This is a genomic window from Janthinobacterium sp. TND4EL3 (genome assembly GCF_900156175.1).
Lineage (GTDB): Bacteria > Pseudomonadota > Gammaproteobacteria > Burkholderiales > Burkholderiaceae_D > Janthinobacterium.
Map to the genome: position 1 here is coordinate 433,499 of NZ_FTMV01000001.1, position 23,056 is coordinate 456,554.

Sequence of the window (23,056 nt, forward strand, 5' to 3'; positions counted from 1 at the left end):
GGGCGTGTGCCTGAGCAATCTAATCAAATCATTAGGAGTTCAAAATGGCAAAAGGTAAATTCGAACGGACCAAGCCGCACGTCAACGTCGGCACCATCGGCCACGTCGACCACGGTAAAACCACGCTGACCGCTGCAATCGCAACGGTTCTGTCGAAGAAATTCGGCGGCGAAGCCAAAGCATACGACCAGATCGATGCAGCTCCAGAAGAAAAAGCGCGCGGTATCACGATTAACACCGCCCACGTTGAGTACGAAACGGCTACCCGTCACTACGCTCACGTTGACTGCCCAGGCCACGCCGACTACATCAAGAACATGATTACCGGTGCCGCGCAGATGGACGGCGCGATCCTGGTGTGCTCCGCAGCTGACGGCCCAATGCCACAGACCCGCGAACACATCCTGCTGGCCCGCCAAGTTGGCGTTCCATACATCATCGTGTTCCTGAACAAGTGCGACCTGGTTGACGATGCAGAACTGCTGGAACTGGTTGAAATGGAAGTGCGCGAGCTGTTGTCGAAATACGACTTCCCAGGCGACGACCTGCCAATCATCAAGGGTTCGGCACGTATGGCTCTGGAAGGCGCCGAAGGCGAAATGGGCGTGGAAGCAGTTCTGCGTCTGGCCGATGCCCTGGATGCGTACATTCCAACGCCAGAGCGCGCTGTTGACGGTGCATTCCTGATGCCAGTGGAAGACGTGTTCTCGATCTCGGGTCGCGGTACCGTGGTAACCGGTCGTATCGAGCGCGGCATCATCAAAGTCGGCGAAGAGATCGAAATCGTCGGCATCACCGATACCGTCAAGACGACTTGCACCGGCGTGGAAATGTTCCGCAAGCTGCTGGACCAAGGTCAAGCAGGCGACAACGTTGGTCTGCTGCTGCGCGGCACCAAGCGTGAAGACGTGCAACGTGGTCAAGTTCTGGCCAAGCCAGGTTCGATCAAGCCGCACGCCCACTTCACCGGCGAGATCTATGTTCTGTCGAAAGACGAAGGCGGCCGTCATACGCCATTCTTCAACAACTATCGTCCACAGTTCTACTTCCGCACGACGGACGTGACTGGTTCGATCGAGTTGCCAGCAGACAAAGAAATGGTCATGCCAGGCGATAACGTGTCGATCACCGTCAAGCTGATCAACCCGATCGCGATGGAAGAAGGTCTGCGCTTCGCTATCCGTGAAGGCGGTCGTACCGTCGGCGCCGGCGTGGTTGCAAAAATCCTCGCATAAGGAAATGTTATGCTTCCACCCGGGGCGTCCTGGGTGGTAGAATAGCACTCCTCGAAAGTTTTACGTAGGGACGTAGCTCAATTGGCAGAGCGTCGGTCTCCAAAACCGAAGGTTGGGGGTTCGATGCCCTCCGTCCCTGCCACCGTCAAGGTGCAGGGCACCGAAAGTAGAAAAATGTCAAATCAATCCGTGCAAACCGTTAGCACGTCGAGTGACAAGATAAAAGTCGCGCTGGCAATAGTGGCTGCGATTGCAGGAGTAGTCGGGTTTTATTACCTGGCAGGCCAACCAGCTCTGGTGCGTGCAAGCGCGCTTGTGGCTGGTTTGGTTATTGCTGTTGCGCTCTTGTATGTCTCGACGACCGGCCGTGAATTCCTGAATTTCGCCAAAGAAGCTGTGCGCGAGACCAAGAAAGTCGTTTGGCCTACCCGCAAAGAAGCCACGCAGATTACTGCGATTGTGTTTGCCTTTGTGCTGGTAATGGCGATTTTCCTGTGGGGCACGGATAAATTGCTTGAGTTTTTGTTGTATGACGTAATTCTTGGTTGGAAAAAATAATGAGCGAAAATGTGCATGATGAAGCGGCGGACGAATCCGTTCCGGGCGACGCTCCGGTAGCGGATACTGGTGCAGCGCTGAGCGTGCCAGTGAGCAGCAAGCGCTGGTATGTCGTGCATGCTTATTCCGGCATGGAAAAGAGCGTCATGCGCGCACTGACCGAGCGCATCGAGCGCGCGGGCATGCAAGACCAGTTTGGCCAGATCCTGGTGCCGATCGAAGAAGTGGTCGAAGTCAAGAATGGCGTAAAGTCCGTCACCGAACGTCGTTTCTATCCTGGCTATGTGCTGGTTGAAATGGAAATGACGGACGAGAGCTGGCACTTGGTCAAGAATACCAGCAAGGTTACCGGTTTCATCGGTGGCAAATCGAACAAGCCGACGCCGATCTCCGCGCGCGAAATCGATGCCATCATGCGCCAGATGCAGGAAGGTGTTGAAAAGCCCCGTCCGAAGACCTTGTACGAAGTGGGCGAGCAAGTGCGCATCAAGGATGGTCCGTTTACCGACTTCAACGGCAATGTCGAAGAAGTCAACTACGAGAAATCCAAAGTGCGCGTTTCGGTCACCATTTTTGGTCGTGCCACTCCGGTGGAACTCGAATTCGGCCAGGTCGAAAAAGTTTAAGCATTATCAAGCGCCACCAGGAGCGTCGCGGCAGTCTCAGCGAAATCCGGTCAGAGGAGCCCCGCCAGGGTAGGATCGGCGGGGCGCTACTACTCAATCCAAGATAGGAGCCATCATGGCAAAGAAAATCATTGGTTTTATCAAGCTGCAAGTGCCAGCTGGTAAAGCAAACCCATCCCCACCAATCGGTCCAGCTCTGGGTCAACGTGGCCTGAACATTATGGAATTCTGCAAAGCCTTCAATGCACAGACCCAAGGTCTGGAGCCAGGCATGCCAATTCCAGTGGTGATCACCGCGTTTGCGGACAAGTCCTTCACGTTCGTGATGAAGACGCCTCCAGCAACCTACCTGATCAAAAAAGCTGCTGCGATCACCAAAGGTTCGCCGAAGCCACATACCGACAAAGTCGGTACGCTGACCCGCGCACAAGCTGAAGAAATCGCTAAATTGAAAACCCCTGATCTGACCGCTGCCGACATGGATGCTGCTGTACGCACCATCGCTGGTTCCGCTCGTTCGATTGGTATCACGGTGGAAGGTGTTGTATAATGGCTAAGTTATCCAAACGTATCAAGGCTTTGAAAGCCAAAGTCGACCGTACCAAAGTGTACGCTTTCGACAACGCTGTCGCTCTGATCAAAGAGTGCGCAACGGCCAAGTTCAATGAATCGATCGACGTATCGGTACAACTGGGCGTAGATCCTAAGAAATCCGACCAAGTGGTGCGCGGCTCCGTCGTGCTGCCAGCTGGCACCGGCAAGACCGTACGCGTTGCTGTGTTCGCGTCGGGCGAAAAAGCGGAAGCTGCTAAAGCAGCCGGCGCCGACATCGTTGGTATGGAAGACCTGGCTGAGCAGATCAAAGCCGGCGACATGCCTTTCGATATCGTCATCGCTTCGCCAGACACCATGCGTATCGTTGGTACCCTGGGCCAGATCCTGGGCCCACGCGGCATGATGCCTAACCCGAAAGTCGGCACTGTTACTCCTGACGTCGCTACCGCCGTGAAAAACGCGAAAGCTGGTCAAGTTCAGTACCGTACCGACAAATCCGGTATCATCCACGCTACGATCGGCCGTAAATCGTTCGCTGACGCAGATCTGAAGTCGAATCTGGTCGCACTGATCGACGCCCTGAACAAAGCCAAGCCAGCATCGAGCAAAGGCGTGTACCTGCGCAAAGTCTCGCTGTCGTCGACCATGGGCGCTGGCGTCCGTGTTGACCAGGCTAGCCTGGCAGCTTAAGTAAAGAATCAAGTCCTGTGGCGCCTTCGGGCGCTGCGGGCGCATCTTTGGGCTGCTTGCGCGGTGTTCGCACCGGGCAGGCAGACAATCAAAGACCGTTGGGCCGACTGCGACCACATGTGCAGAAGGTTAATAGGCTCCCTGGCAACGGGGGGTGCCCAACGCAGATGGTGTACCCGAACAAGTTTTGTAGTCCTCATGCTGCGTGAATCCATCCGCTCAGTTTAGTACTTCTTGACTTCGGACGCCGTGTTCGAACCGATGCAAGGCGCTCAACCACTCGGTTGTGATTGCCGAACATCATTTAAGGAGGTTGACCGTGAGTCTCAATCTGAATGACAAAAAGGCCGTCGTCGCCGAAGTTTCCGCACAAGTAGCAAATGCGCAAACGATCGTCGTGGCCGAATATCGTGGCATCCAGGTTGGTCACTTGACGCAACTGCGTGCTAAAGCGCGTGCCCAAGGCGTGTACCTGCGTGTGTTGAAAAACACTCTGGCTCGTCGCTCCGTTGAAGGTACCGCATTCGCCAGCCTGGCAGATGCCATGACCGGCCCGTTGATCTACTCGATCTCGGCCGATGCCGTTGCAGCAGCTAAAGTCATCGCTGACTTCGCTAAAACCAACGACAAACTGGTCATCAAAGCAGGTAACTACGCAGGCAAGCCGCTGGATACAGCTGGCGTCGCCGCGTTGGCGAGCATTCCTAGCCGTGAAGTCCTCATTTCGCAGTTGTTGGGCGTTATGCTGGCTCCGGTTTCGGGCTTTGCACGTGGTCTGGCTGCCCTGGCAGCGAAAAAAGGCGAAGGCGCCGCTCCTGCAGAAGCAGTTGCAGAAGAAGCCCCAGCAGCCGCTTAATTGCGCGCACTTTTTTCTCTCAGTACCAATCTGATGTAACTAACGTAATAAATTTAGGAGTTTCAAAATGGCAATTAGCAAAGACGATATCCTGGAAGCAGTTAGCGCCATGTCCGTAATGGACCTGAACGACCTGGTTAAAGCATTCGAAGAAAAATTCGGCGTGTCGGCAGCAGCTATGGCTGCTCCAGCAGCCGGCGGCGCAGCAGCTGGTGCAGCTGTTGAAGAGCAAACCGAGTTCAACGTTGTTCTGGACACCTTCGGCGCAAACAAAGTTGGCGTCATTAAAGCAGTTCGCGAAATCACCGGCCTGGGCTTGAAAGAAGCTAAAGACCTGGTCGATGGCGCACCAAAAACTGTGAAAGAAGGCGTTTCGAAAGCTGACGCTGAAGCTGCACAGAAGAAACTGGTAGAAGCCGGCGCAACCGCTTCGATCAAGTAATATCTGTACCGGCGGCAGTTAGCGCCCGAGTCAAAGTCTGAGGTTTCCCCTCGCAAGGGGGGAAATCCGACTTTGGCTCCTTTGTCGTCTGCATCGTATTTGTCATGTATTTGTAGCAGCAGTTTTTATTCGATTCAAGCCGGAAAGCAGAGCCTTGAGGTTTCGTCTGTGTCACACGCAGCGGTGCAAACGAACACTTGCAAAACCTGAATTTTCTATCCTTTCTGTCACTCACGGAGTGTCCATGCACTACTCATTTACTGAGAAGAAACGCATTCGCAAATCATTCGCGAAGCGCGCCAACGTTCACCACGTTCCGTTCCTGCTGGCGACCCAGCTCGAGTCTTATCATAGCTTCTTGCAAGAGGACATAGCACCGTCCGGCCGCAAGAATGATGGCCTGCAGTCGGCTTTCACTTCAATTTTCCCTATCGTTTCGCACAATGGTTTTGCGCGTCTCGAATTCTTGTCGTACGTTCTCGGTGATCCTGCCTTTGACGTCAAAGAATGTCAACAACGTGGTCTGACGTTCGCGTCGCCGCTGCGCGCGAAGGTGCGTCTGGTGATCCTGGACAAGGAATCGCCAACCAAGCCAGTCGTCAAGGAAATGAAAGAACAGGAAGTCTACATGGGCGAATTGCCGCTCATGACGACCACCGGTTCCTTCGTGATCAACGGCACTGAGCGGGTTATCGTTTCCCAGCTGCACCGTTCGCCTGGCGTGTTCTTCGAGCACGACCGCGGCAAGACTCACTCGTCCGGTAAATTGCTGTTCTCCGCGCGTATCATTCCTTACCGCGGTTCGTGGCTGGACTTCGAGTTCGACCCGAAAGACATCCTGTTCTTCCGCGTCGACCGCCGCCGCAAGATGCCAGTAACGATCCTGCTCAAAGCCATCGGCATGTCGCATGAGCAAATCCTGGCGAACTTCTTCGTCTTCGACAATTTCAACCTGCGCTCCGAAGGCGCGGAAATGGAATTCGTCTCCGAGCGTCTGCGCGGCGAAGTGGCGCGTTTCGACATCGTCGACAAGTCGGGCAAGACCCTGGTCTTGAAAGACAAGCGTATCAACGCCAAGCACGTGCGTGATATCGAAGCTGCCGGCATCAAGCACATTTCCGTACCGGAAGACTATCTGCTGGGCCGCGTATTGGCGAAGAACATCGTCGATGGCGACACCGGCGAAGTCGTTGCATCCGCGAACGATGAGCTGACGGAAGACCTGTTGGGCCGCCTGCGCGATGCCAACGTGTCCGAAATCCAGACCTTGTACACGAACGACCTGGATCAGGGCGCCTACATCTCGCAGACCCTGCGTATCGACGATACCGCCGACCAGATGGCTGCGAAAGTGGCGATCTACCGCATGATGCGTCCAGGCGAACCGCCGACGGAAGATTCCGTTGAAGCGCTGTTCAATGGCCTGTTCTACAACTCGGACCGCTACGACCTGTCGGCCGTGGGCCGCATGAAGTTCAACCGCCGCATTGGCCGCGATGAACTGACCGGCGCCATGACCCTGTCGAACGAAGACGTGCTGGCCGTGATCAAGATCCTGGTGGAACTGCGCAATGGCCGCGGCGAAGTCGACGATATCGATCACCTGGGTAACCGTCGCGTACGTTGCGTGGGCGAACTGGCCGAGAATCAATTCCGTGCCGGCCTGGTGCGTGTTGAGCGCGCCGTCAAGGAACGCCTCGGCCAAGCCGAAGCGGACAACCTGATGCCGCACGACCTGATCAACTCGAAGCCGATTTCGGCTGCGATTCGCGAGTTCTTCGGTTCGTCCCAACTGTCGCAGTTCATGGACCAAACCAATCCTCTGTCGGAAATTACCCACAAGCGCCGCGTATCGGCTCTGGGACCCGGCGGTCTGACACGCGAACGCGCCGGCTTTGAAGTGCGCGACGTGCATCCGACCCACTACGGCCGCGTCTGCCCGATCGAGACACCGGAAGGTCCGAACATTGGTCTGATCAACTCGCTGGCTCTGTATGCCCGCCTGAATGAATACGGCTTCCTGGAAACCCCGTACCGCAAGGTCGAAGGCTCCAAGATTACCGATCAGATCGACTACCTGTCCGCCATCGAAGAAGGCCGCTACATCATCGCTCAGGCGAATGCGACCATCAACGACGAAGGCATGCTGTCCGATGAACTGGTCTCGGCCCGTGAAGCCGGCGAAACCATCCTGGTCTCCCCGGAGCGCATCCAGTACATGGACGTGGCGCCAGGCCAGATCGTTTCCGTCGCAGCCTCGCTGATTCCGTTCCTCGAACACGATGATGCGAACCGCGCATTGATGGGTGCCAACATGCAACGCCAGGCCGTGCCTTGCTTGCGTCCGGAAAAAGCGCTGGTCGGTACCGGTATCGAACGCACCGTTGCGGTCGACTCGGGCACCACCGTGCAAGCCTTGCGTGGCGGTATCGTCGATTACATCGATGCAGGCCGTGTGGTGATTCGTGTTAACGATGACGAAGCGCAAGCCGGTGAAGTGGGCGTCGACATCTACAACCTGATCAAGTACACCCGTTCGAACCAGAACACCAACATCAACCAGCGTCCTATCGTGCAAGTGGGCGACCGTGTTGCCAAGCGCGACGTGATCGCCGACGGCGCATCGACCGACCTGGGTGAATTGGCGCTGGGCCAGAACATGACCGTGGCGTTCATGCCATGGAATGGTCTGAACTTCGAGGATTCGATCCTGATCTCGGAAAACGTCGTCAAGGACGACCGCTACACCTCGATTCACATCGAAGAGTTGTCGGTGGTGGCCCGTGACACGAAACTGGGCGCGGAAGAAATTACGCGCGACATTTCGAACCTGGCTGAAAACCAGCTGGCTCGTCTGGATGAATCCGGTATCGTCTACATCGGCGCGGAAGTACAAGCGGGCGATACCCTGGTTGGTAAAGTGACGCCAAAAGGCGAAACGCAGCTGACCCCGGAAGAGAAGCTGCTGCGCGCGATCTTCGGCGAAAAAGCCTCGGACGTGAAAGACACCTCGCTGCGCGTGCCTTCGGGCATGATCGGTACCGTGATCGACGTGCAAGTCTTCACCCGTGAAGGCATCGTGCGCGACAAGCGTGCCCAGCAAATTATCGATGACGAACTGAAACGCTTCCGTCTGGACTTGAACGACCAGATGCGTATCGTGGAAGGCGATGCCTTCCAGCGTCTGGAAAAAATGCTGATCGGCAAAGTTGTCAACGGCGGCCCGAAAAAGCTGGCCAAAGGCGCCAAGATCACCAAGGAATACCTGGCCGATCTGGACAAATACCACTGGTTCGACATCCGCCCTGCGGACGACGATGCAGCGGTAGCGCTGGAAGCGATCAAGGAATCGATCAACGAGAAGCGTCACCAGTTCGATCTGGCCTTCGAAGAGAAGCGCAAGAAACTGACGCAAGGCGATGAGCTGCAACCGGGCGTGCAAAAAATGGTCAAGGTGTACCTGGCCGTGAAACGCCGCCTGCAGTCGGGCGACAAGATGGCCGGTCGCCACGGTAACAAGGGTGTGGTTTCCCGTATTGTTCCTGTGGAAGACATGCCATACATGGCCGACGGCACGCCAGCCGACGTTGTGCTGAACCCGCTGGGCGTTCCTTCGCGGATGAACGTTGGTCAGATTCTCGAGACTCACTTGGGCTGGGCTGCCAAGGGTCTGGGTATCCGCATCGGCGAAATGCTGAAGGCGCAAACCAAGGTCGAGCAAGTGCGCAAGTACCTGACGACGATCTACAACGACAACGGCCGTGCGGAAGAGTTGGATAACTTCGACGACGAAGAGATCATGAAGCTGGCGGAAAACCTGAAAAAAGGTGTTCCGTTCGCCACGCCAGTGTTCGACGGCGCGAATGAAGAAGAGATCCGCCGCATGCTGGACCTGGCGTATCCGGACGACATCGCCAAGAACCTGGGCATGACCGCGTCGAAGAACCAGGTGACCATGTATGACGGTCGCACCGGTGAAGCGTTCGAGCGCAAGGTCACTGTCGGCGTCATGCACATGCTGAAACTGCATCACTTGGTCGATGACAAGATGCATGCGCGTTCGACCGGTCCTTACTCTCTGGTGACGCAGCAGCCGCTGGGTGGTAAAGCCCAGTTCGGTGGTCAGCGTTTCGGTGAGATGGAAGTCTGGGCACTGGAAGCGTATGGCGCGTCGTATGTCTTGCAAGAGATGTTGACCGTCAAGTCCGATGACGTGAATGGCCGTACCAAAGTGTACGAGAACCTCGTCAAGGGCGACCACGTGATCGACGCCGGCATGCCGGAATCGTTCAACGTGCTGGTCAAGGAAATCCGTTCGCTGGGTATCGATATCGACCTCGAACGCAACTAAACGACAGCACCCTGTCATTTGGTTTGGGAAACACAAAGCCCGGCTGGGAAACCACGCCGGGCAATGTAGTCTCAGGAATATAGAAATTTAATCACCTCTGGAGTGATACATGAAAGCACTGCTCGATCTATTCAAGCAAGTACAGACCAACGAGACCTTCGATGCAATCAAGATCGGTCTCGCTTCGCCTGAGAAAATCCGTTCGTGGTCCTACGGCGAAGTCAAGAAGCCGGAAACCATCAACTACCGTACCTTCAAGCCTGAGCGCGACGGCCTGTTCTGCGCCAAGATCTTTGGCCCGATCAAGGATTACGAATGCCTGTGCGGCAAGTACAAGCGCCTGAAACACCGCGGCGTGATCTGCGAAAAGTGCGGCGTCGAAGTCACGCTGGCCAAGGTGCGCCGCGAGCGCATGGGCCACATTGAGCTGGCCTCGCCGACCGCGCACATCTGGTTCCTGAAGTCGCTGCCGTCGCGTCTGGGCATGGTCCTGGACATGACCCTGCGGGACATCGAACGCGTGCTGTACTTTGAAGCATACGTCGTGACCGATCCAGGCATGACCCCGCTGAAGAAGTGCCAGATCATGTCGGAAGACGACTACGCCGCCAAGTACGAAGAGTACGGCGACGACTTCACCGCCTTCATGGGCGCCGAAGGTATCCGTGAACTGCTGCGTTCGATCGACATCCACCGCGATGCCGAAACCCTGCGCGTGGAACTGAAGGAATCGAAATCCGAAGCCAAGATCAAGAAATACGCGAAGCGCCTGAAAGTGCTGGAAGCGTTCCAACGTTCGGGCATCAAGCCTGACTGGATGATCATGGAAGTGCTGCCGGTGCTGCCGCCGGAATTGCGTCCGCTGGTCCCGCTGGATGGCGGCCGTTTCGCGACCTCGGATCTGAACGATCTGTATCGCCGCGTCATCAACCGTAACAACCGTCTGAAACGACTGATGGAGCTGCGCGCTCCAGAGATCATCACGCGCAACGAAAAGCGCATGCTGCAGGAAGCGGTCGATTCGCTGCTGGACAACGGCCGTCGCGGTAAAGCGATGACCGGCGCCAACAAGCGTCCGCTGAAGTCCCTGGCAGAGATGATCAAGGGTAAAGGCGGTCGTTTCCGTCAAAACTTGCTGGGCAAACGCGTCGATTACTCCGGTCGTTCGGTCATCGTCGTGGGCCCGCAATTGAAACTGCATCAGTGCGGCTTGCCGAAACTGATGGCGCTGGAACTGTTCAAGCCATTCATTTTCAATAAACTGGAACTGATGGGTCTGGCTACCACGATCAAGGCGGCGAAAAAGCTGGTCGAGATCCAGGAACCGGTCGTATGGGACATCCTGGAAGACGTGATTCGCGAACATCCGATCATGTTGAACCGTGCACCAACCTTGCACCGCCTGGGTATCCAGGCTTTCGAGCCAGTCCTGATTGAAGGCAAGGCCATCCAGTTGCACCCGCTCGTCTGCGCCGCATTCAACGCCGACTTTGACGGTGACCAAATGGCGGTCCACGTTCCTCTGTCGATCGAAGCGCAGATGGAAGCACGCACCCTGATGCTGGCATCGAACAACATCCTGTTCCCATCGAACGGCGAACCGTCGATCGTGCCGTCGCAGGATATCGTGCTGGGTCTGTACTACGCGACCCGCGAAGCGATCAACGCGAAGAACGAAGGGATGATGTTCCCTGACGTGTCGGAAGTGATCCGCGCCTACGACAACAAGGAAGTCGAACTGACGACCCGCGTCACCGTGCGTATTACCGAATACCCGAAAAACGCCGAAACGGGCGAATTCGAAAAAACGGTAACGCGTTACGAAACGACGATCGGCCGTGCGATCCTGTCGGAAATTCTGCCGAAAGGCCTGCCGTTCTCCGTCCTGAACCGCGCGCTGAAAAAGAAAGAAATTTCCAAGCTGATCAACACGTCGTTCCGCAAGTGCGGCCTGCGCGCCACCGTGGTGTTTGCAGACAAACTGATGCAATCGGGTTTCCGCCTGGCGACACGCGCCGGTATCTCGATCTGCGTCGACGACATGCTGGTACCGCCTCAAAAAGTGACCCTGATCGCGACGGCCGAATCGGAAGTCAAGCAGATCGAACAGCAATACGCCTCGGGTCTCGTGACCGCCGGCGAGCGTTACAATAAGGTCGTCGATATCTGGGGCAAGACCTCCGATGAAGTCGGCAAGGCCATGATGGACCAGCTCAAAGTCGAAGACGTGGTCCGCCGCGACGGCACCCAGTCGACGCAAGAATCGTTCAACGCCATTTACATGATGGCCGACTCCGGCGCGCGCGGTTCCGCAGCCCAGATTCGCCAGTTGGCCGGTATGCGTGGTCTGATGGCGAAACCGGATGGTTCGATTATCGAAACGCCGATTACCGCGAACTTCCGCGAAGGCCTGAACGTGTTGCAGTACTTCATTTCGACCCACGGCGCTCGTAAAGGTCTGGCCGATACGGCGCTGAAAACGGCTAACTCCGGTTACCTGACGCGTCGTCTGGTTGACGTGACGCAAGACTTGGTGGTGATCGAGGACGATTGCGGCACCATGAACGGTACCGTCATGAAGGCCCTGGTTGAAGGTGGTGAAGTCATCGAACCGTTGCGTGACCGTATCCTCGGCCGCGTGGTGGTGCATGACGTCGTCAATCCTGAAACCCAGGAAACCCTGTATGACGCTGGTACCCTGATGGACGAAGACATGGTCGAAGAGATCGAGCGTCTGTCCATCGATGAAGTCAAGGTGCGTACGCCACTGACTTGCGACACGCGCTTCGGCCTGTGCGCCAAGTGCTATGGCCGCGACCTGGGCCGCGGCATGCTGGTCAACGCCGGCGAAGCCGTCGGTGTGGTGGCTGCGCAGTCGATCGGTGAGCCTGGTACCCAGCTGACCATGCGTACCTTCCACATTGGTGGTGCGGCATCGCGTGCGGCAGTGGCATCGTCGGTGGAAGCCAAGTCGAACGGTACCATCCGCTTCACGGCAACCATGCGTTACGTGACGAACGGCAAGGGCGCGCAAATTGTCATTTCCCGTTCCGGCGAAGTGCTGATCACCGACGACCATGGCCGTGAGCGTGAGCGTCATAAAGTACCGTACGGCGCGACCCTGATCGTCAAGGACGGCATGGTCATCAAGGCCGGTACGGCCCTGGCAACGTGGGATCCGCTGACCCGTCCGATCATTACCGAATACGCCGGTCAAGTGCGTTTCGAGAACGTCGAAGAAGGCGTCACCGTGGCCCGTCAGGTCGACGAAGTGACCGGTCTGTCCACCTTGGTGGCGATCGATGCGAAACGTCGCGGTTCGCTGACCAAGACCCTGCGTCCGCAAGTCAAGCTGATCAACGACGCGAACGAAGAAGTCAAGATCGCCGGCACCGAACACTCGGTGGCGATCGGCTTCCAGGTCGGCGCGCTGATCATGGTCAAGGACGGTCAACAGGTATCGGTCGGTGAAGTGCTGGCACGTATTCCTACCGAATCGCAAAAAACGCGCGATATTACCGGTGGTCTGCCACGCGTTGCTGAACTGTTCGAAGCGCGCTCGCCGAAAGATGCCGGTATGCTGGCAGAAGTCACGGGTACGGTTGCGTTCGGTAAAGAAACCAAGGGCAAGCAGCGTCTGGAAATCACGGACATGGACGGCAACAAGCATGAGTTCTTGATCACCAAGGACAAACAAGTGCTGGTGCATGACGGCCAAGTCGTGAACAAGGGCGAGATGATCGTGGACGGCCCGGCCGATCCGCAAGACATCCTGCGCCTGCTGGGTATCGAAGCGCTGGCTCGCTACATCGTTGACGAAGTGCAGGACGTGTACCGTCTGCAAGGCGTGAAGATCAATGACAAGCACATCGAAGTGATCGTGCGTCAGATGCTGCGCCGCGTACAGATCGTCAATGCCGGCGACACCAACTACATCGTTGGCGAGCAGGTAGAGCGTTCGGAACTGCTGGACGAGAATGATCGCGTCACGTCGGAGAACAAGATTCCTGCGACCTACGAGAACGTCTTGCTGGGTATTACCAAGGCATCGCTGTCGACCGATTCGTTCATCTCGGCCGCATCGTTCCAGGAAACCACCCGCGTGCTGACGGAAGCGGCGATTATGGGCAAGCGCGACGGTCTGCGCGGCCTGAAGGAAAACGTCATCGTCGGCCGTCTGATCCCTGGCGGTACGGGCCTGGCCTTCCACCGCGCACGCAAAGAGAAAGAAGCGTGGGAAGTGGAAGAACGTCAAGCCCTGCTGCTGGCCGAGAAAGCCTCGCTGGCTGGCGAAGCTGCCGAAGCCCTGCAGGACATCGAAATCCAGCAACACCACGGCGACGAAGCGTAATCTGCGCTGCTAGCTGACAAGAACGGCACCTTCGGGTGCCGTTTTTTTTTCGTCTTGAGATAAGTCAATCAGACCGCGTGGTCCGCGTAGCCGTCTGGCCGGATCAGCAGGCTCCGGATGCCGGCCAGTTGCGGGCAGCCTGGTCTGATGGTCAGTGACGTGAGCCAGGCCGCATCGAAATGGTAGGGCTGTGCCGCGTGGCCGGCATCACCAACGGTCAGCCGCAGCCATTTTCCCGCGTGCAGCAGTTCATGGATGCCCACGGCCGTACCGTCGGTCAGGCGCAGCAGCCAGTCGGGCACGCGCCGGCCCGTCCAATCTGCGTGGCCGGCATTGGCCCCAAGCGGGGCGGGATAGCGCAGGCCGAAGCCGGACAGTTCGCTGGCCAGCGCCCGGTTCACGTCCGGCTGCGCCAGCATGTCGCTGATGGTAGCGCGCAGGGCCAGGGTGCGCGCGTCAAAGCGCGTCAGCATGGCCGTTTGCGCCAGCGTGTTGTGTTGCAAGGACACGCCGACGGGATGACGCTCCGCATGGTAGCTGTCGAGCAGGCTATCCGCTGCATAGCCCTTGAGCACGCCTGCCAGCTTCCAGCCCAGGTTCATCGCGTCCTGCATGCCCACGTTCATGCCCTGGCCGCCGGCCGGCATGTGGATGTGGGCGGCATCGCCGGCCAGGAAGACGCGGCCCTGGCGGTAGCGCCGGGCCAGCCGTGTTTCGTCGCTGAAGCGTGACAGCCAACTGGCATCATGCAGGCCAAAGTCGTGTTCCGCGATGGCCGTGCTGGCCTGCGCCAATTCCTCCACGGTGGCCGCTTGCGCCGCCGCAGCGTGGGGATGGCGCGCATTCATGGCAATGACGCGGTGGCGGCCTTGGTCCAGCGGCACGATCATCAGGCTGCCTGCCGCATTCGTCAGCGACAGCATGGGCGACGCGGGCGGATGGCGTAGCCGTACATCTCCCATGAGCATGCTGGAAGTGGCCGCCACGCCGTCGAAGGCGATGCCTGCCTGCTGGCGCACCAGGCTGCGGCCGCCATCGGCGCCGATCAGGTAGCGGGCACGCAGGCAGAACGGGGCGCCGTCGCGCGTGCCGGCCACCGTGACGCCATCGTCATCCTGCTGCGTCTGTTCCACGAGTACGCCGCGCGCAATCGCCACGCCGTCTTCCAGCAACTGTTCTTCCAGCAAGCGTTCCGTCGTGTCTTGCGGCAGGAACAGGGTATAGGGGTGGGGCGTGTCGAAGCCGGAAAAATCGAGCCGGGTATCGAGGCCCGCGTAATGGCCGCTGGAGATGCACTTGCCCAGCGCAACAAAGCGCTGGTCCAGCCCCCGCAAACCCAGCATTTCCAGCGTGCGGCCGTGGATGGTCAGCGCGCGTGAATGCCTGCTGCGTTCCTGCCGCCGTTCGAGGACGGCTACGCGGATGCCTGCCAGGCGCAGTTCGCAGGCCAAGGTCAGGCCGACGGGACCGGCGCCCACGATGATGACTTCAATATCGTTGTTGTGCATGCTGCTCTCAATCTAACGTTGTTAGTCTGTGCAAAATGGTAAACTAACGACGTTAGAGTTTCAAGGAAAATGAAGAAAAAATGAAAATTCAACGTGAAGCCGTGGTGGCCAGGGCGCTCGATCTGCTCGATGAAGTAGGTATCGAAGGCTTGACGATGCGCCGCCTAGCCGATGCGATGGGTATCAAGGCCGCTTCGCTGTACTGGCATTTTTCGAACAAGCAAGCACTGCTCGATGGTATGGCTGACGTGCTGATCGACGATGTGGCCAGGAGCGTCGATGCGGATGCTGGCTGGGAAACGCGGCTGCGCCAGGTAGCGGCGCAAATGCGCGCGGCGCTGTCGGCGCGCCGCGATGGCGTGCGTGTCTTTGGCGGCACCTATGTGATATCGGAAAACGTGTTTCGCGTGGCGGAAGCATTAATCGGCCCCATGCGTGCTGCCGGGGCATCGGAAAAACTGGCCAGCTGGAGCGCATTTACGCTGCTATATTATGTGCTCGGTTTTGTCATGGAAGCGCAAGGCGCTGGACCGGGCAGCGCTGCCATGAATGCATTATCGAATCGACGTGCCGATTTTGCAGCCATGGCGGCCGATCATTATCCACATGTGCTCGCTTCTATGGACGCCATTTTTGATGCGGACATCGATGACCGTTTTAACGCAGGCCTCGATCTGATTATTATCGGCCTGCAGGTGAAAATTAATATGGATTGAGTCTTGGGTAATTAATTTATCCAGCATCGGCACTCTTTTAATGTCGAGCCTGTTCAATTCATGCAGTGCCTTGTCCGTATATCGACTGCTTCCTCCTTCATTTGATAGTGGGCACTCGCACTCATGTCCTTCATCGGCGCCATCGTGGGGCGTGCCAGCTTGCACGGCACCGCGGCGTGCAAGCGGCATGGCCGATACCGGTGGCCGCCGACGTGCGTGTTGCGCAAATGTGTGGCTACGGTCGTGCCACGCCAATTATCAGTTTATTCATGCTAAGATTTGGCGCATGATTGCCCAAGCCCTGTTTACTCCCGCTCAGCAGAAACTGCTGGGATTGCTGTTTGTCCGCGTGAATGAAGGCTTTCACCTGAACGAGATCATGCGCCTGACGGGCCTCGGCAGCGCTTCGGCGCAACGGGAGCTGCGCCGTTTGCATGAGTCTGGGTTGATCACGTCCGAGCGCATCGGCAACGTGCGCCGCTTTTGGCCGAACAAGGAAAGCCTCGTGTATCCGGAATTGAGCGGACTGGTGCAGAAGACCTTTGGCATCGTCGGCGTGCTCAGCATGACCTTGGCGCCTCTGCGTGCGCAATTGCAACTGGCCTTTGTGTCTGGCGCCACGGCGAAGGGACAGGATTTGCCAGGCAGTGCCATCGACTTGCTGCTGGTGGGAGAAGACGCCAATTATGGTGATCTGTTGACGCGATTGGCCCCGGCCGAGCGAACCTTACGGCGTAAAATCAATCCCAATCTCTATACGCTGTCGGATTATCGGCGCCGCTTGCGCGAGGGGCAACCATTCCTGCTGCAAGTATTACAGCAGCCGAAACTGTTTGTGATTGGCGATGAATCGGTTTTACCTGCGCTGGAATTGGCGGATCAGTCATGGCAGGCAAATGGTTTGCCATCCGCTTTATAAAGACCAGAGCGGATAATCCATTTCTGATATAAGGTAAAGTTGTTTGTTGGAATAATATCTGAGGCGGGTTGATCGTATGATGAATAAATTGCAGGCATTTGGCTTGATCGTTTCGCAGGCAGTGCGGGGAGAATTAACTTTTCCTACCAGTGTTAATTCCGCGTTGCAATTGCAATTGGCATTGGCGGAGCCGGACTGCCATATCGATCACGCCATCAAGCTGGTATTGGCCGAGCCATTGCTGGCTGCGCGCACGGTGGCGCTGGCCAACTCGGCCGTCTATAGCCGCGGCGAGGCGGCGCCCGTCACCAGCGTGCGCGCCGCCGTCATGCGCATGGGTTACCGGAATCTGTATGCGCTGGTGGCGGCCATGGTGGTGCGCCAGTTCGGCAGCAAGATCATCGATCCCGTCCTGCGCCAGAAAGCGACCCAGTTGTGGGAACACACTGCCCACGTGGCGGCGCTGGCGCACGTGATTGCCCGCCGGGTCACCCACGTCGATCCCGATACGGCGCTGTTCGCCGGCATCGTGCATGAGGTAGGCGGTTTTTACCTGTTGTCGCGCGCGGACGAGTTTCCGGGCTTGCTCGACGACGATGCCGATCACTGGATGGAATCGGCCGAGGAAATCATTTCGCGCGAAGTCATGAAGAAGCTGCTGATCCCGCTGGCCGTCAGCGAAGCGATCGAGGGCTTGCGCGACGGCTTGCTGTCCATCCCGCCCGATTCGCTGCTCGATACCTTATTGTTGGCAAAACAACTCTCTCCCGTGCCCTCGCCCTTGCAGGCGACGTTCGTGGAAATGCTCACGCCCTCTGATTCCGTGATCGACTTTATTATCGACAACGACACCCTGCAAAGCATCCTGGCCGAATCGGCCGAGGAAGTGCGTTCGATGAGCGCCGCGCTGCTGGTGTAAGCGCGCATCGGACAGGCGACAAAAACGGCAGCCCGTTCAGGAGCTGCCGTTTTGTCTTCCGGCGCGGCGTTTTACTTCTGCTGTGCGATCCACCGGTCGACCTTGGCTTCCAGCAGTGTCAGGGGCAGGGTGCCGTCGCCGAGCACGACTTCGTGGAACTTCGGCAGGCTGAACTTGTCGCCCAAGGCTTTTTGCGCGCGCTGGCGCAGTTCGACGATCTTCAGCGAGCCGATCTTGTAGCCCAGGGCCTGGCCCGGCCAGGCCATGTAGCGCTCCGTTTCGCTTTTCGCCACGGCGTCATAGCCGAGGGTGTCGCGCATGTACTTGATGGTCTGCTCGCGCGTCCAGCCCTTGGTATGCAAGCCCGTGTCGACCACCAGGCGCACGGCGCGCAGCATCTCGTCGTTCAAGTGACCGAAATACTGGGCCGGGTCGTCAAACAGGCCCATTTCCTTGCCCAGGGTCTCCGCATACAGGGCCCAGCCTTCCGCAAAGGCATTGTTGCCGCCGAAACGGCGGAAGTTTGGCAAGTCCATCTCTTGCACCAGCGCCAGGTGGAAATGGTGACCCGGCTTGCCTTCATGCAGGAACAAGGTAGTCATGCCCGTGTCGCCATACAGTTTTGGATCGGTGACGACGGACCAGAATACGCCGGGGCGCGAACCGTCGGCGGCCGGCGCCGTGTAGTGGTCGGCGGCCGTGTCGCGGCTCAGTTCAGGTTCCAGGCGCAAGTCCAGCGGCGCTTTCGGCACCAGGGTGAACAGGGCCGGTAATTTGCTGTCGAGCAATACGTTCAGCTTGCGGTAAACGTCGAGCACTTCCTGCTCCGTCTTGAACGGGCGGAATTTCTCCTGCTGCGACACCCACACGGGCAAGCCCGCGGCCGGGCCGTTGTAGCCCATCTTCGGACCCACGATCGCATATTGCTCCTGGATGCGCGCCACTTCACGCAAGCCGATGGCGTGGATCTGTTCCGGCTTCAAGTCCGTGGTGGTGCTGCTGGCCACGCGCGCCTGGTACCAGCTGGCGCCATCGGGCAGGGCGCTCCAGCCGCTGCTGCTGCGGCTGGCCGGCAGGTAGTCGCGTTCCATGAACGTGGCCAGGCGCTGCAGGGCCGGCATCAGCTTGGCTTCGATGATGACGGTGTATGTTTGCGTCAGGCGCGCCTTGTCCGCATCGGAAAAGCTGGCGGGCAGCTTCTTGATGGGCGTGTAATAGACGCTGTCCTGCGGCGTGGCGCTGACGAGTTTCTTGAATTGCGGCAGCGCCGATTCCGTCAGTGCCTTCGGCAGCACGATGCCCTTTTGCATGCCGACCTTCATGTTGGCGATGGCCTGGTCTATCCAGCCCGGCAATTGGCCGATACGGCTCAGGTAAGCGTCGTACTCCTTGACCGTGGTCAAAGGCTGGGAGGCCTCGCCGCCCGCATAATTGGCCAGGGTGACGGGCATGCTGTCCATCTGGTTCAAAGGCAGCAGATATTCGGGGAAGCGCTCGAAGCTCAGGGCCGTGGCCAATTCATAGTCGAGGATATCGTAATTGATCTGGTCCTGGTGCGACAGTTGCCCGCGGGCAATGCTGCGCAGGGTTTTCTGGTATTGGCGGTACAGGGTGAACTGTTTTGCGCGTGCGGCGGGCACGATGGCTGAGCCGAGCTGGTCGTCAAAACGGTTGTCGCCGCTTTCGGTGGCATTGATCGGCTCGAAACGGGCCAGTGCATCGTAGTACTGGTCGGCCAGCACCTGCAGTTGCTGTTTGGCTTTGGGGGCACTCACGGCCGGTGCGACGCTTGCCTTGGCAGCGGGCTGGGCCGCTTGCGCCATCGGTGCATGGGCGAGTAACAGGGAGATGGCCAGGGTGCCGAGGGTGCCGGCGGCAAAACGATGCTTCATGCGCGATATCCTTTGTAAGGAGGGAATGAACGGAGGCGTTGGGGGTCGGGGTGGCCGGTCGCGATGGAGCAGCCGGGGCGTAAGCATACGCCAATGCCCGGTGCGTTTGGATAAATTGTACGAGGGGAATGTTGCTATTTTGTTGAGGCGGGCAAGGCGGCTTTCATCTGCTGCCAGTCGCTGCTATGTAATGGTTGGCAGGCGGGGCAGGGCGTGGCGGCGATCAGGCTGCGCAGCTGTTGCGCGCGGGCCGTCGTTTGCGGGTGCGAGGACAGCCAGCCCGGCGGCGCGGTCTTGTCCTTGTCGTCGAGCTTCTGGAAAAAGCGCAACATGCCGTCGGGACGGATCTGCGCGCGCTGCAAGGCAAGCAAACCGAGCCGGTCCGCCTCTTCCTCCATGTCGCGGCTGAAATACAGGGTGCCGGCCTGGTGCGCCAGCATGGCGGCCACGGCGCTGATGTCGCCGATGGTCACGCCGACCAGGGCGCCCCAGCCCAGGCTGCTGATCATCTGCCGCAGCGAATGGCGCTGCTCCACGTGTTGCACTTCATGCGCGAGCACGCCCGCCAGTTCGCCAGGATCGGCCGCCTGGCGCAGCAAACCCGTGTGCACAACGATGATGCCGCCCGGCATGGCAAACGCATTGACCGTGTCGTCGTTCTTGACCAGCCAGCGGTACTGGTAGCGTGAACCGGCTGTCAGGCGCCGGCCGATGTCCCGCACGGTTTGCTGCGCCGCACCATTCTCGGTGATGCCGCCTTGCGCGCGCACTTGCGACAGCGCCAGTTCACCCAGCTGCTTCTCCGTCGACAACGGTATCAGCCCCGCCAGCGCGCCGATGGCGTTGCCACCTTGCCACCAAAGCAGCGCGGTGGCGACGACGGCAGCGCCCGTCAAGCCGGCCAGCCAGCCCGATACTTGCCGCCGGTTGCGCTGGCGCTCGCCCCACAGGCGCTGCAGTTGCGGTTGCAGCGCGGCCGGCGCTTCTTTTAACACGACGGCGATGTCGTCCGCTGTCAGCGGTTTGAGCGACGCTTGCCGGCCTTGGCCGTCGAGCCAGTTCAGGAACAGTTCCGGCCCGTCGATACCGCCCACGCTGACGACCAGTTGCGTAATATCAACGGTGGCGCGGAGGGCATCGACGAGCAGTTGTCCATCAAAAAAACGCGCGCTGACGGCAGTCCCGGCGGAGCCGCCGTCGGGGCCGGTCAGCAGCGCCTGGAAGGGCGTCATGCCGCGGCTTCGGCAAAGCGGCTTTCGTACAGGGCCGCCATCAGGTCGGACTGGCTGATGATGCCGGCCAGGCGTTCTGCATCGTCGAGGATGGGGATGTGGTGATAGCCGGCATCGGCCATCAGCGGCACCAGGTCGATGATGGGCGTGCCCAGGCGCGCCGTGTGCGGCGATGGCGTCATCAGCTGGCCCACCGCTTCCGGCTTGTCGTCATGGGAGAGGCCGCTGCGCTGCAGCAGGCTGCGCAGGCGCTGGCGCATGCCCTGGTAATCGTCGAGCCCGCCGTGGCGCAGGAAATCCGTCTGCGTGATGATGCCGATGACACGGCGCGCCCGGTTCACAACGGGTAACGCACCCACATCGTGCTCGCGCATGGTGCGCCAGGCCGCATCGAGCGGCGTGCCGAATTCCACGCTGAGCACGTCCTTCGACATGATGTCGGCGCAGGTGACGACGCCGAAGCGGCGCTGGTAGGCGCGCATTTCCGTTTGCAGGAAAATGGCTTGCAGATCATCGCGGCTGATATCGAGTACTTCGCCATGCTGGCGCAAGACGGCATCGAGGTCGTCCGGTGAAAAGCCCAGGCGCTTGCTGGGCACCTCATCCTTTGTATCGTGCGGATGCGGCGCGGCCAGTTGCTGGACGTGCGGGTAGCGGCGCCCCGTCAGATTGTTGTACAGCACGGCGCAGGCGACCAGCACGGCCGAATTGAACAGCACGGTGATGAAGACGAACTCAAAGCCGGCCGCGTGCACGCTGGCGCCGCCGACGACGGTGGTCAAGGCCACGGCGCCACCCGGCGGATGCAAACAGCGCAGCGCGAACATGGCGCCGATGGCCAGGCAGGCAGCCAGTGCCGCCACGCCCACGCTGGGTCCCAGCCACTTGACGCAGGCCATGCCCACGAGGCCGGAGACGACGTTGCCGCCCACTACCGACCACGGCTGTGCCAGCGGGCTGGCCGGCAGGCAGAACAGCAGCACGGCGGAGGCGCCCATGGGCGCGATCAGGTACACGCTGGCGCTGTCGGGGGCCAGCAGGAAATGGCAGATGAGTCCCGTCAGCAGCAAGCCGCAGATGGCGCCCGCGCAGGCGCGCAATTGTTCGCGGCGGCTGCCGTTGTTCGGTTGCGGCAGCCAGCGTGCCAGGAAAGAAGTCGTCATGGAGGAGGGCGCGTTCGGGCCGCGTTGCTCAGTGTGAGCCTGGCATTATCCCATGCGTTCCAATTCACTGCCGGCGGGCACTACTCGCCCTCCGCGCAGACGGCCTGCAAGCCGTGCCGCGCCAGCAGCGTCCTGACGGCTGCGATGGTCGACGGCGCCGGCTCGCTGCTGGCGCAGGCATAGATGTCATTGAGGACCACCGCCGCATCTTTGCCCGTGACGGTGGCCATCAGCTCGGCCAGATTGCGGTCGGAAAAGTGTTCGTACAGCAGGGCCAGCACGGCGAAATATGCCATATCTGGCATGCCGCCGGGATAGGCGTCGCGCAACATGCGCGCGGCGCCGGACAGCGTTGGGGGTAATATATCTGGCGTGCTCAAGCGGCGACTCCTCGGTGGCGCTGATACGCGCTTATACGTTTTCCGCATAAGCACAGTGCAATTAAATGGTGGATATTTCCTACAAGCAGGCATATTCTAGACAATCACGCCCGCTGGCAACTGTTCAGCTAGCTTCACGATTTCTCTCAGGAGCCCCGCATGCGCTTTTCCCTTCTTCTTGTCAGCCTGCTGCTTGCCGGTACCGCTATTGCCGCCGCCGCCACACCAGCCAACCCTGTCGCCACGCCGCATCTGCCGTACAACGCGGCGGCCGATGCCAAGGCCGATGTGGCCCGCGCGCTTGCCGAGGCCAAGGCGGCCCGCGTGCCCGTATTGCTGATCTTTGGCGCCAACTGGTGCGAGGATTGCCGCGTGCTTGACAAAGCCTTGAAGGAAGGCAAGAACGCGCAGTTGATGCAAACGGAATTCAAGGTCGTCAAGGTCGACGTGGGCAACTTCGATCATAACCTTGACGTGGCGCAAACCTATGGAAATCCGCTCAAGAAAGGCATCCCCGCCGCCGTACTGGTATCGAGCGAGAACAACCAGGTGCTGTACGCCACCAAGGGCGGCGAGCTGGCGAACGCACGCCGCATGAGCGAGAGCGGCATTTATGATTTTTTCAAGCAGGCGGCCAGCATCAAGTCGCCTGCCATTTAATGG

The 23,056-nt window shown here is 59.0% G+C and carries 18 protein-coding genes and 1 tRNA gene; 14 read left to right on the plus strand and 5 right to left on the minus strand.

Annotated features, from left to right (window positions below):
- Positions 1–44 precede the first annotated feature (44 nt).
- The 10 genes from tuf to rpoC all read left to right on the plus strand — a co-directional run bounded on the left by tuf (position 45) and on the right by rpoC (position 13,664).
- Positions 45–1,235, plus strand: a complete 1,191-nt coding sequence (gene tuf, locus BXA07_RS01990; RefSeq protein WP_076565134.1) for an elongation factor Tu — start codon at positions 45–47, stop codon at positions 1,233–1,235.
- A 66-nt stretch (positions 1,236–1,301) separates the two neighbouring features.
- Positions 1,302–1,377: transfer RNA gene (locus BXA07_RS01995), tRNA-Trp, on the plus strand.
- A gap of 32 nt (positions 1,378–1,409) precedes the next feature.
- Positions 1,410–1,793, plus strand: coding sequence for a preprotein translocase subunit SecE (secE, locus tag BXA07_RS02000; RefSeq protein ID WP_010394308.1), 384 nt, complete (start codon positions 1,410–1,412; stop codon positions 1,791–1,793).
- A complete protein-coding gene (gene nusG, locus BXA07_RS02005) occupies positions 1,793–2,419 on the plus strand; it encodes a transcription termination/antitermination protein NusG (RefSeq protein ID WP_076565135.1) in 627 nt (208 codons plus the stop codon). Before secE ends, nusG begins: the two co-directional genes overlap by 1 nt.
- 115 nt (positions 2,420–2,534) lie before the next feature.
- On the plus strand, positions 2,535–2,969 hold the full coding sequence (gene rplK / locus BXA07_RS02010; protein WP_034753131.1) for a 50S ribosomal protein L11: 435 nt from the start codon (positions 2,535–2,537) through the stop codon (positions 2,967–2,969).
- Positions 2,969–3,664 carry a 50S ribosomal protein L1 gene (gene rplA, locus BXA07_RS02015; RefSeq protein ID WP_034753134.1) on the plus strand — a complete coding sequence of 232 codons (696 nt, stop codon included), beginning with the start codon at positions 2,969–2,971 and terminating at the stop codon, positions 3,662–3,664. The genes rplK and rplA overlap by 1 nt, the downstream gene beginning before the upstream one ends.
- A gap of 319 nt (positions 3,665–3,983) precedes the next feature.
- Positions 3,984–4,520 carry a 50S ribosomal protein L10 gene (gene rplJ / locus BXA07_RS02020; RefSeq protein ID WP_076565656.1) on the plus strand — a complete coding sequence of 179 codons (537 nt, stop codon included), beginning with the start codon at positions 3,984–3,986 and terminating at the stop codon, positions 4,518–4,520.
- A gap of 67 nt (positions 4,521–4,587) precedes the next feature.
- A complete protein-coding gene (rplL, locus tag BXA07_RS02025; RefSeq protein ID WP_076565137.1) occupies positions 4,588–4,962 on the plus strand; it encodes a 50S ribosomal protein L7/L12 in 375 nt (124 codons plus the stop codon).
- Between the two features lie 244 nt (positions 4,963–5,206).
- Positions 5,207–9,313: a DNA-directed RNA polymerase subunit beta gene (gene rpoB / locus BXA07_RS02030; protein ID WP_076565138.1), complete on the plus strand. Its 4,107-nt coding sequence runs from the start codon at positions 5,207–5,209 to the stop codon at positions 9,311–9,313.
- 109 nt (positions 9,314–9,422) lie between these two features.
- Complete coding sequence (rpoC, locus tag BXA07_RS02035; RefSeq protein ID WP_076565140.1) at positions 9,423–13,664, plus strand: DNA-directed RNA polymerase subunit beta'; 4,242 nt, start codon at positions 9,423–9,425, stop codon at positions 13,662–13,664.
- A gap of 68 nt (positions 13,665–13,732) precedes the next feature.
- Here the strand turns inward: rpoC and BXA07_RS02040 are convergent, their stop codons facing one another.
- A complete protein-coding gene (locus BXA07_RS02040; protein ID WP_076565142.1) occupies positions 13,733–15,172 on the minus strand; it encodes an FAD-dependent monooxygenase in 1,440 nt (479 codons plus the stop codon).
- Positions 15,173–15,252: 80 nt separating this feature from the next.
- Between BXA07_RS02040 and BXA07_RS02045 the strand changes: the two genes are divergently transcribed.
- The 3 genes from BXA07_RS02045 to BXA07_RS02055 all read left to right on the plus strand — a co-directional run bounded on the left by BXA07_RS02045 (position 15,253) and on the right by BXA07_RS02055 (position 17,726).
- Positions 15,253–15,888, plus strand: a complete 636-nt coding sequence (locus BXA07_RS02045; protein WP_076565143.1) for a TetR/AcrR family transcriptional regulator C-terminal domain-containing protein — start codon at positions 15,253–15,255, stop codon at positions 15,886–15,888.
- Positions 15,889–16,174: 286 nt separating this feature from the next.
- The gene (locus BXA07_RS02050) at positions 16,175–16,807 is read left to right on the plus strand and encodes a transcriptional regulator (RefSeq protein ID WP_076565145.1); all 633 of its coding nucleotides are present in this window, start codon (positions 16,175–16,177) and stop codon (positions 16,805–16,807) included.
- 79 nt (positions 16,808–16,886) lie between these two features.
- Positions 16,887–17,726: an HDOD domain-containing protein gene (locus BXA07_RS02055; protein WP_076565658.1), complete on the plus strand. Its 840-nt coding sequence runs from the start codon at positions 16,887–16,889 to the stop codon at positions 17,724–17,726.
- 71 nt (positions 17,727–17,797) lie between these two features.
- Here the strand turns inward: BXA07_RS02055 and BXA07_RS02060 are convergent, their stop codons facing one another.
- From BXA07_RS02060 to BXA07_RS29720, 4 genes are all read right to left on the minus strand, one after another.
- Complete coding sequence (locus BXA07_RS02060) at positions 17,798–19,618, minus strand: DUF885 domain-containing protein (RefSeq protein ID WP_076565147.1); 1,821 nt, start codon at positions 19,616–19,618, stop codon at positions 17,798–17,800.
- Positions 19,619–19,752: 134 nt separating this feature from the next.
- Positions 19,753–20,850: a M48 family metallopeptidase gene (locus BXA07_RS02065; protein WP_076565148.1), complete on the minus strand. Its 1,098-nt coding sequence runs from the start codon at positions 20,848–20,850 to the stop codon at positions 19,753–19,755.
- Complete coding sequence (locus tag BXA07_RS02070; RefSeq protein ID WP_076565150.1) at positions 20,847–22,013, minus strand: HPP family protein; 1,167 nt, start codon at positions 22,011–22,013, stop codon at positions 20,847–20,849. Before BXA07_RS02070 ends, BXA07_RS02065 begins: the two co-directional genes overlap by 4 nt.
- A gap of 80 nt (positions 22,014–22,093) precedes the next feature.
- Positions 22,094–22,393 carry a DUF3349 domain-containing protein gene (locus tag BXA07_RS29720; RefSeq protein WP_170909592.1) on the minus strand — a complete coding sequence of 100 codons (300 nt, stop codon included), beginning with the start codon at positions 22,391–22,393 and terminating at the stop codon, positions 22,094–22,096.
- 159 nt (positions 22,394–22,552) lie between these two features.
- Here BXA07_RS29720 and BXA07_RS02080 point away from each other — a divergent pair, with 159 nt between their 5' ends.
- The gene (locus tag BXA07_RS02080; RefSeq protein ID WP_170909593.1) at positions 22,553–23,053 is read left to right on the plus strand and encodes a thioredoxin family protein; all 501 of its coding nucleotides are present in this window, start codon (positions 22,553–22,555) and stop codon (positions 23,051–23,053) included.
- Positions 23,054–23,056: the final 3 nt, after the last annotated feature.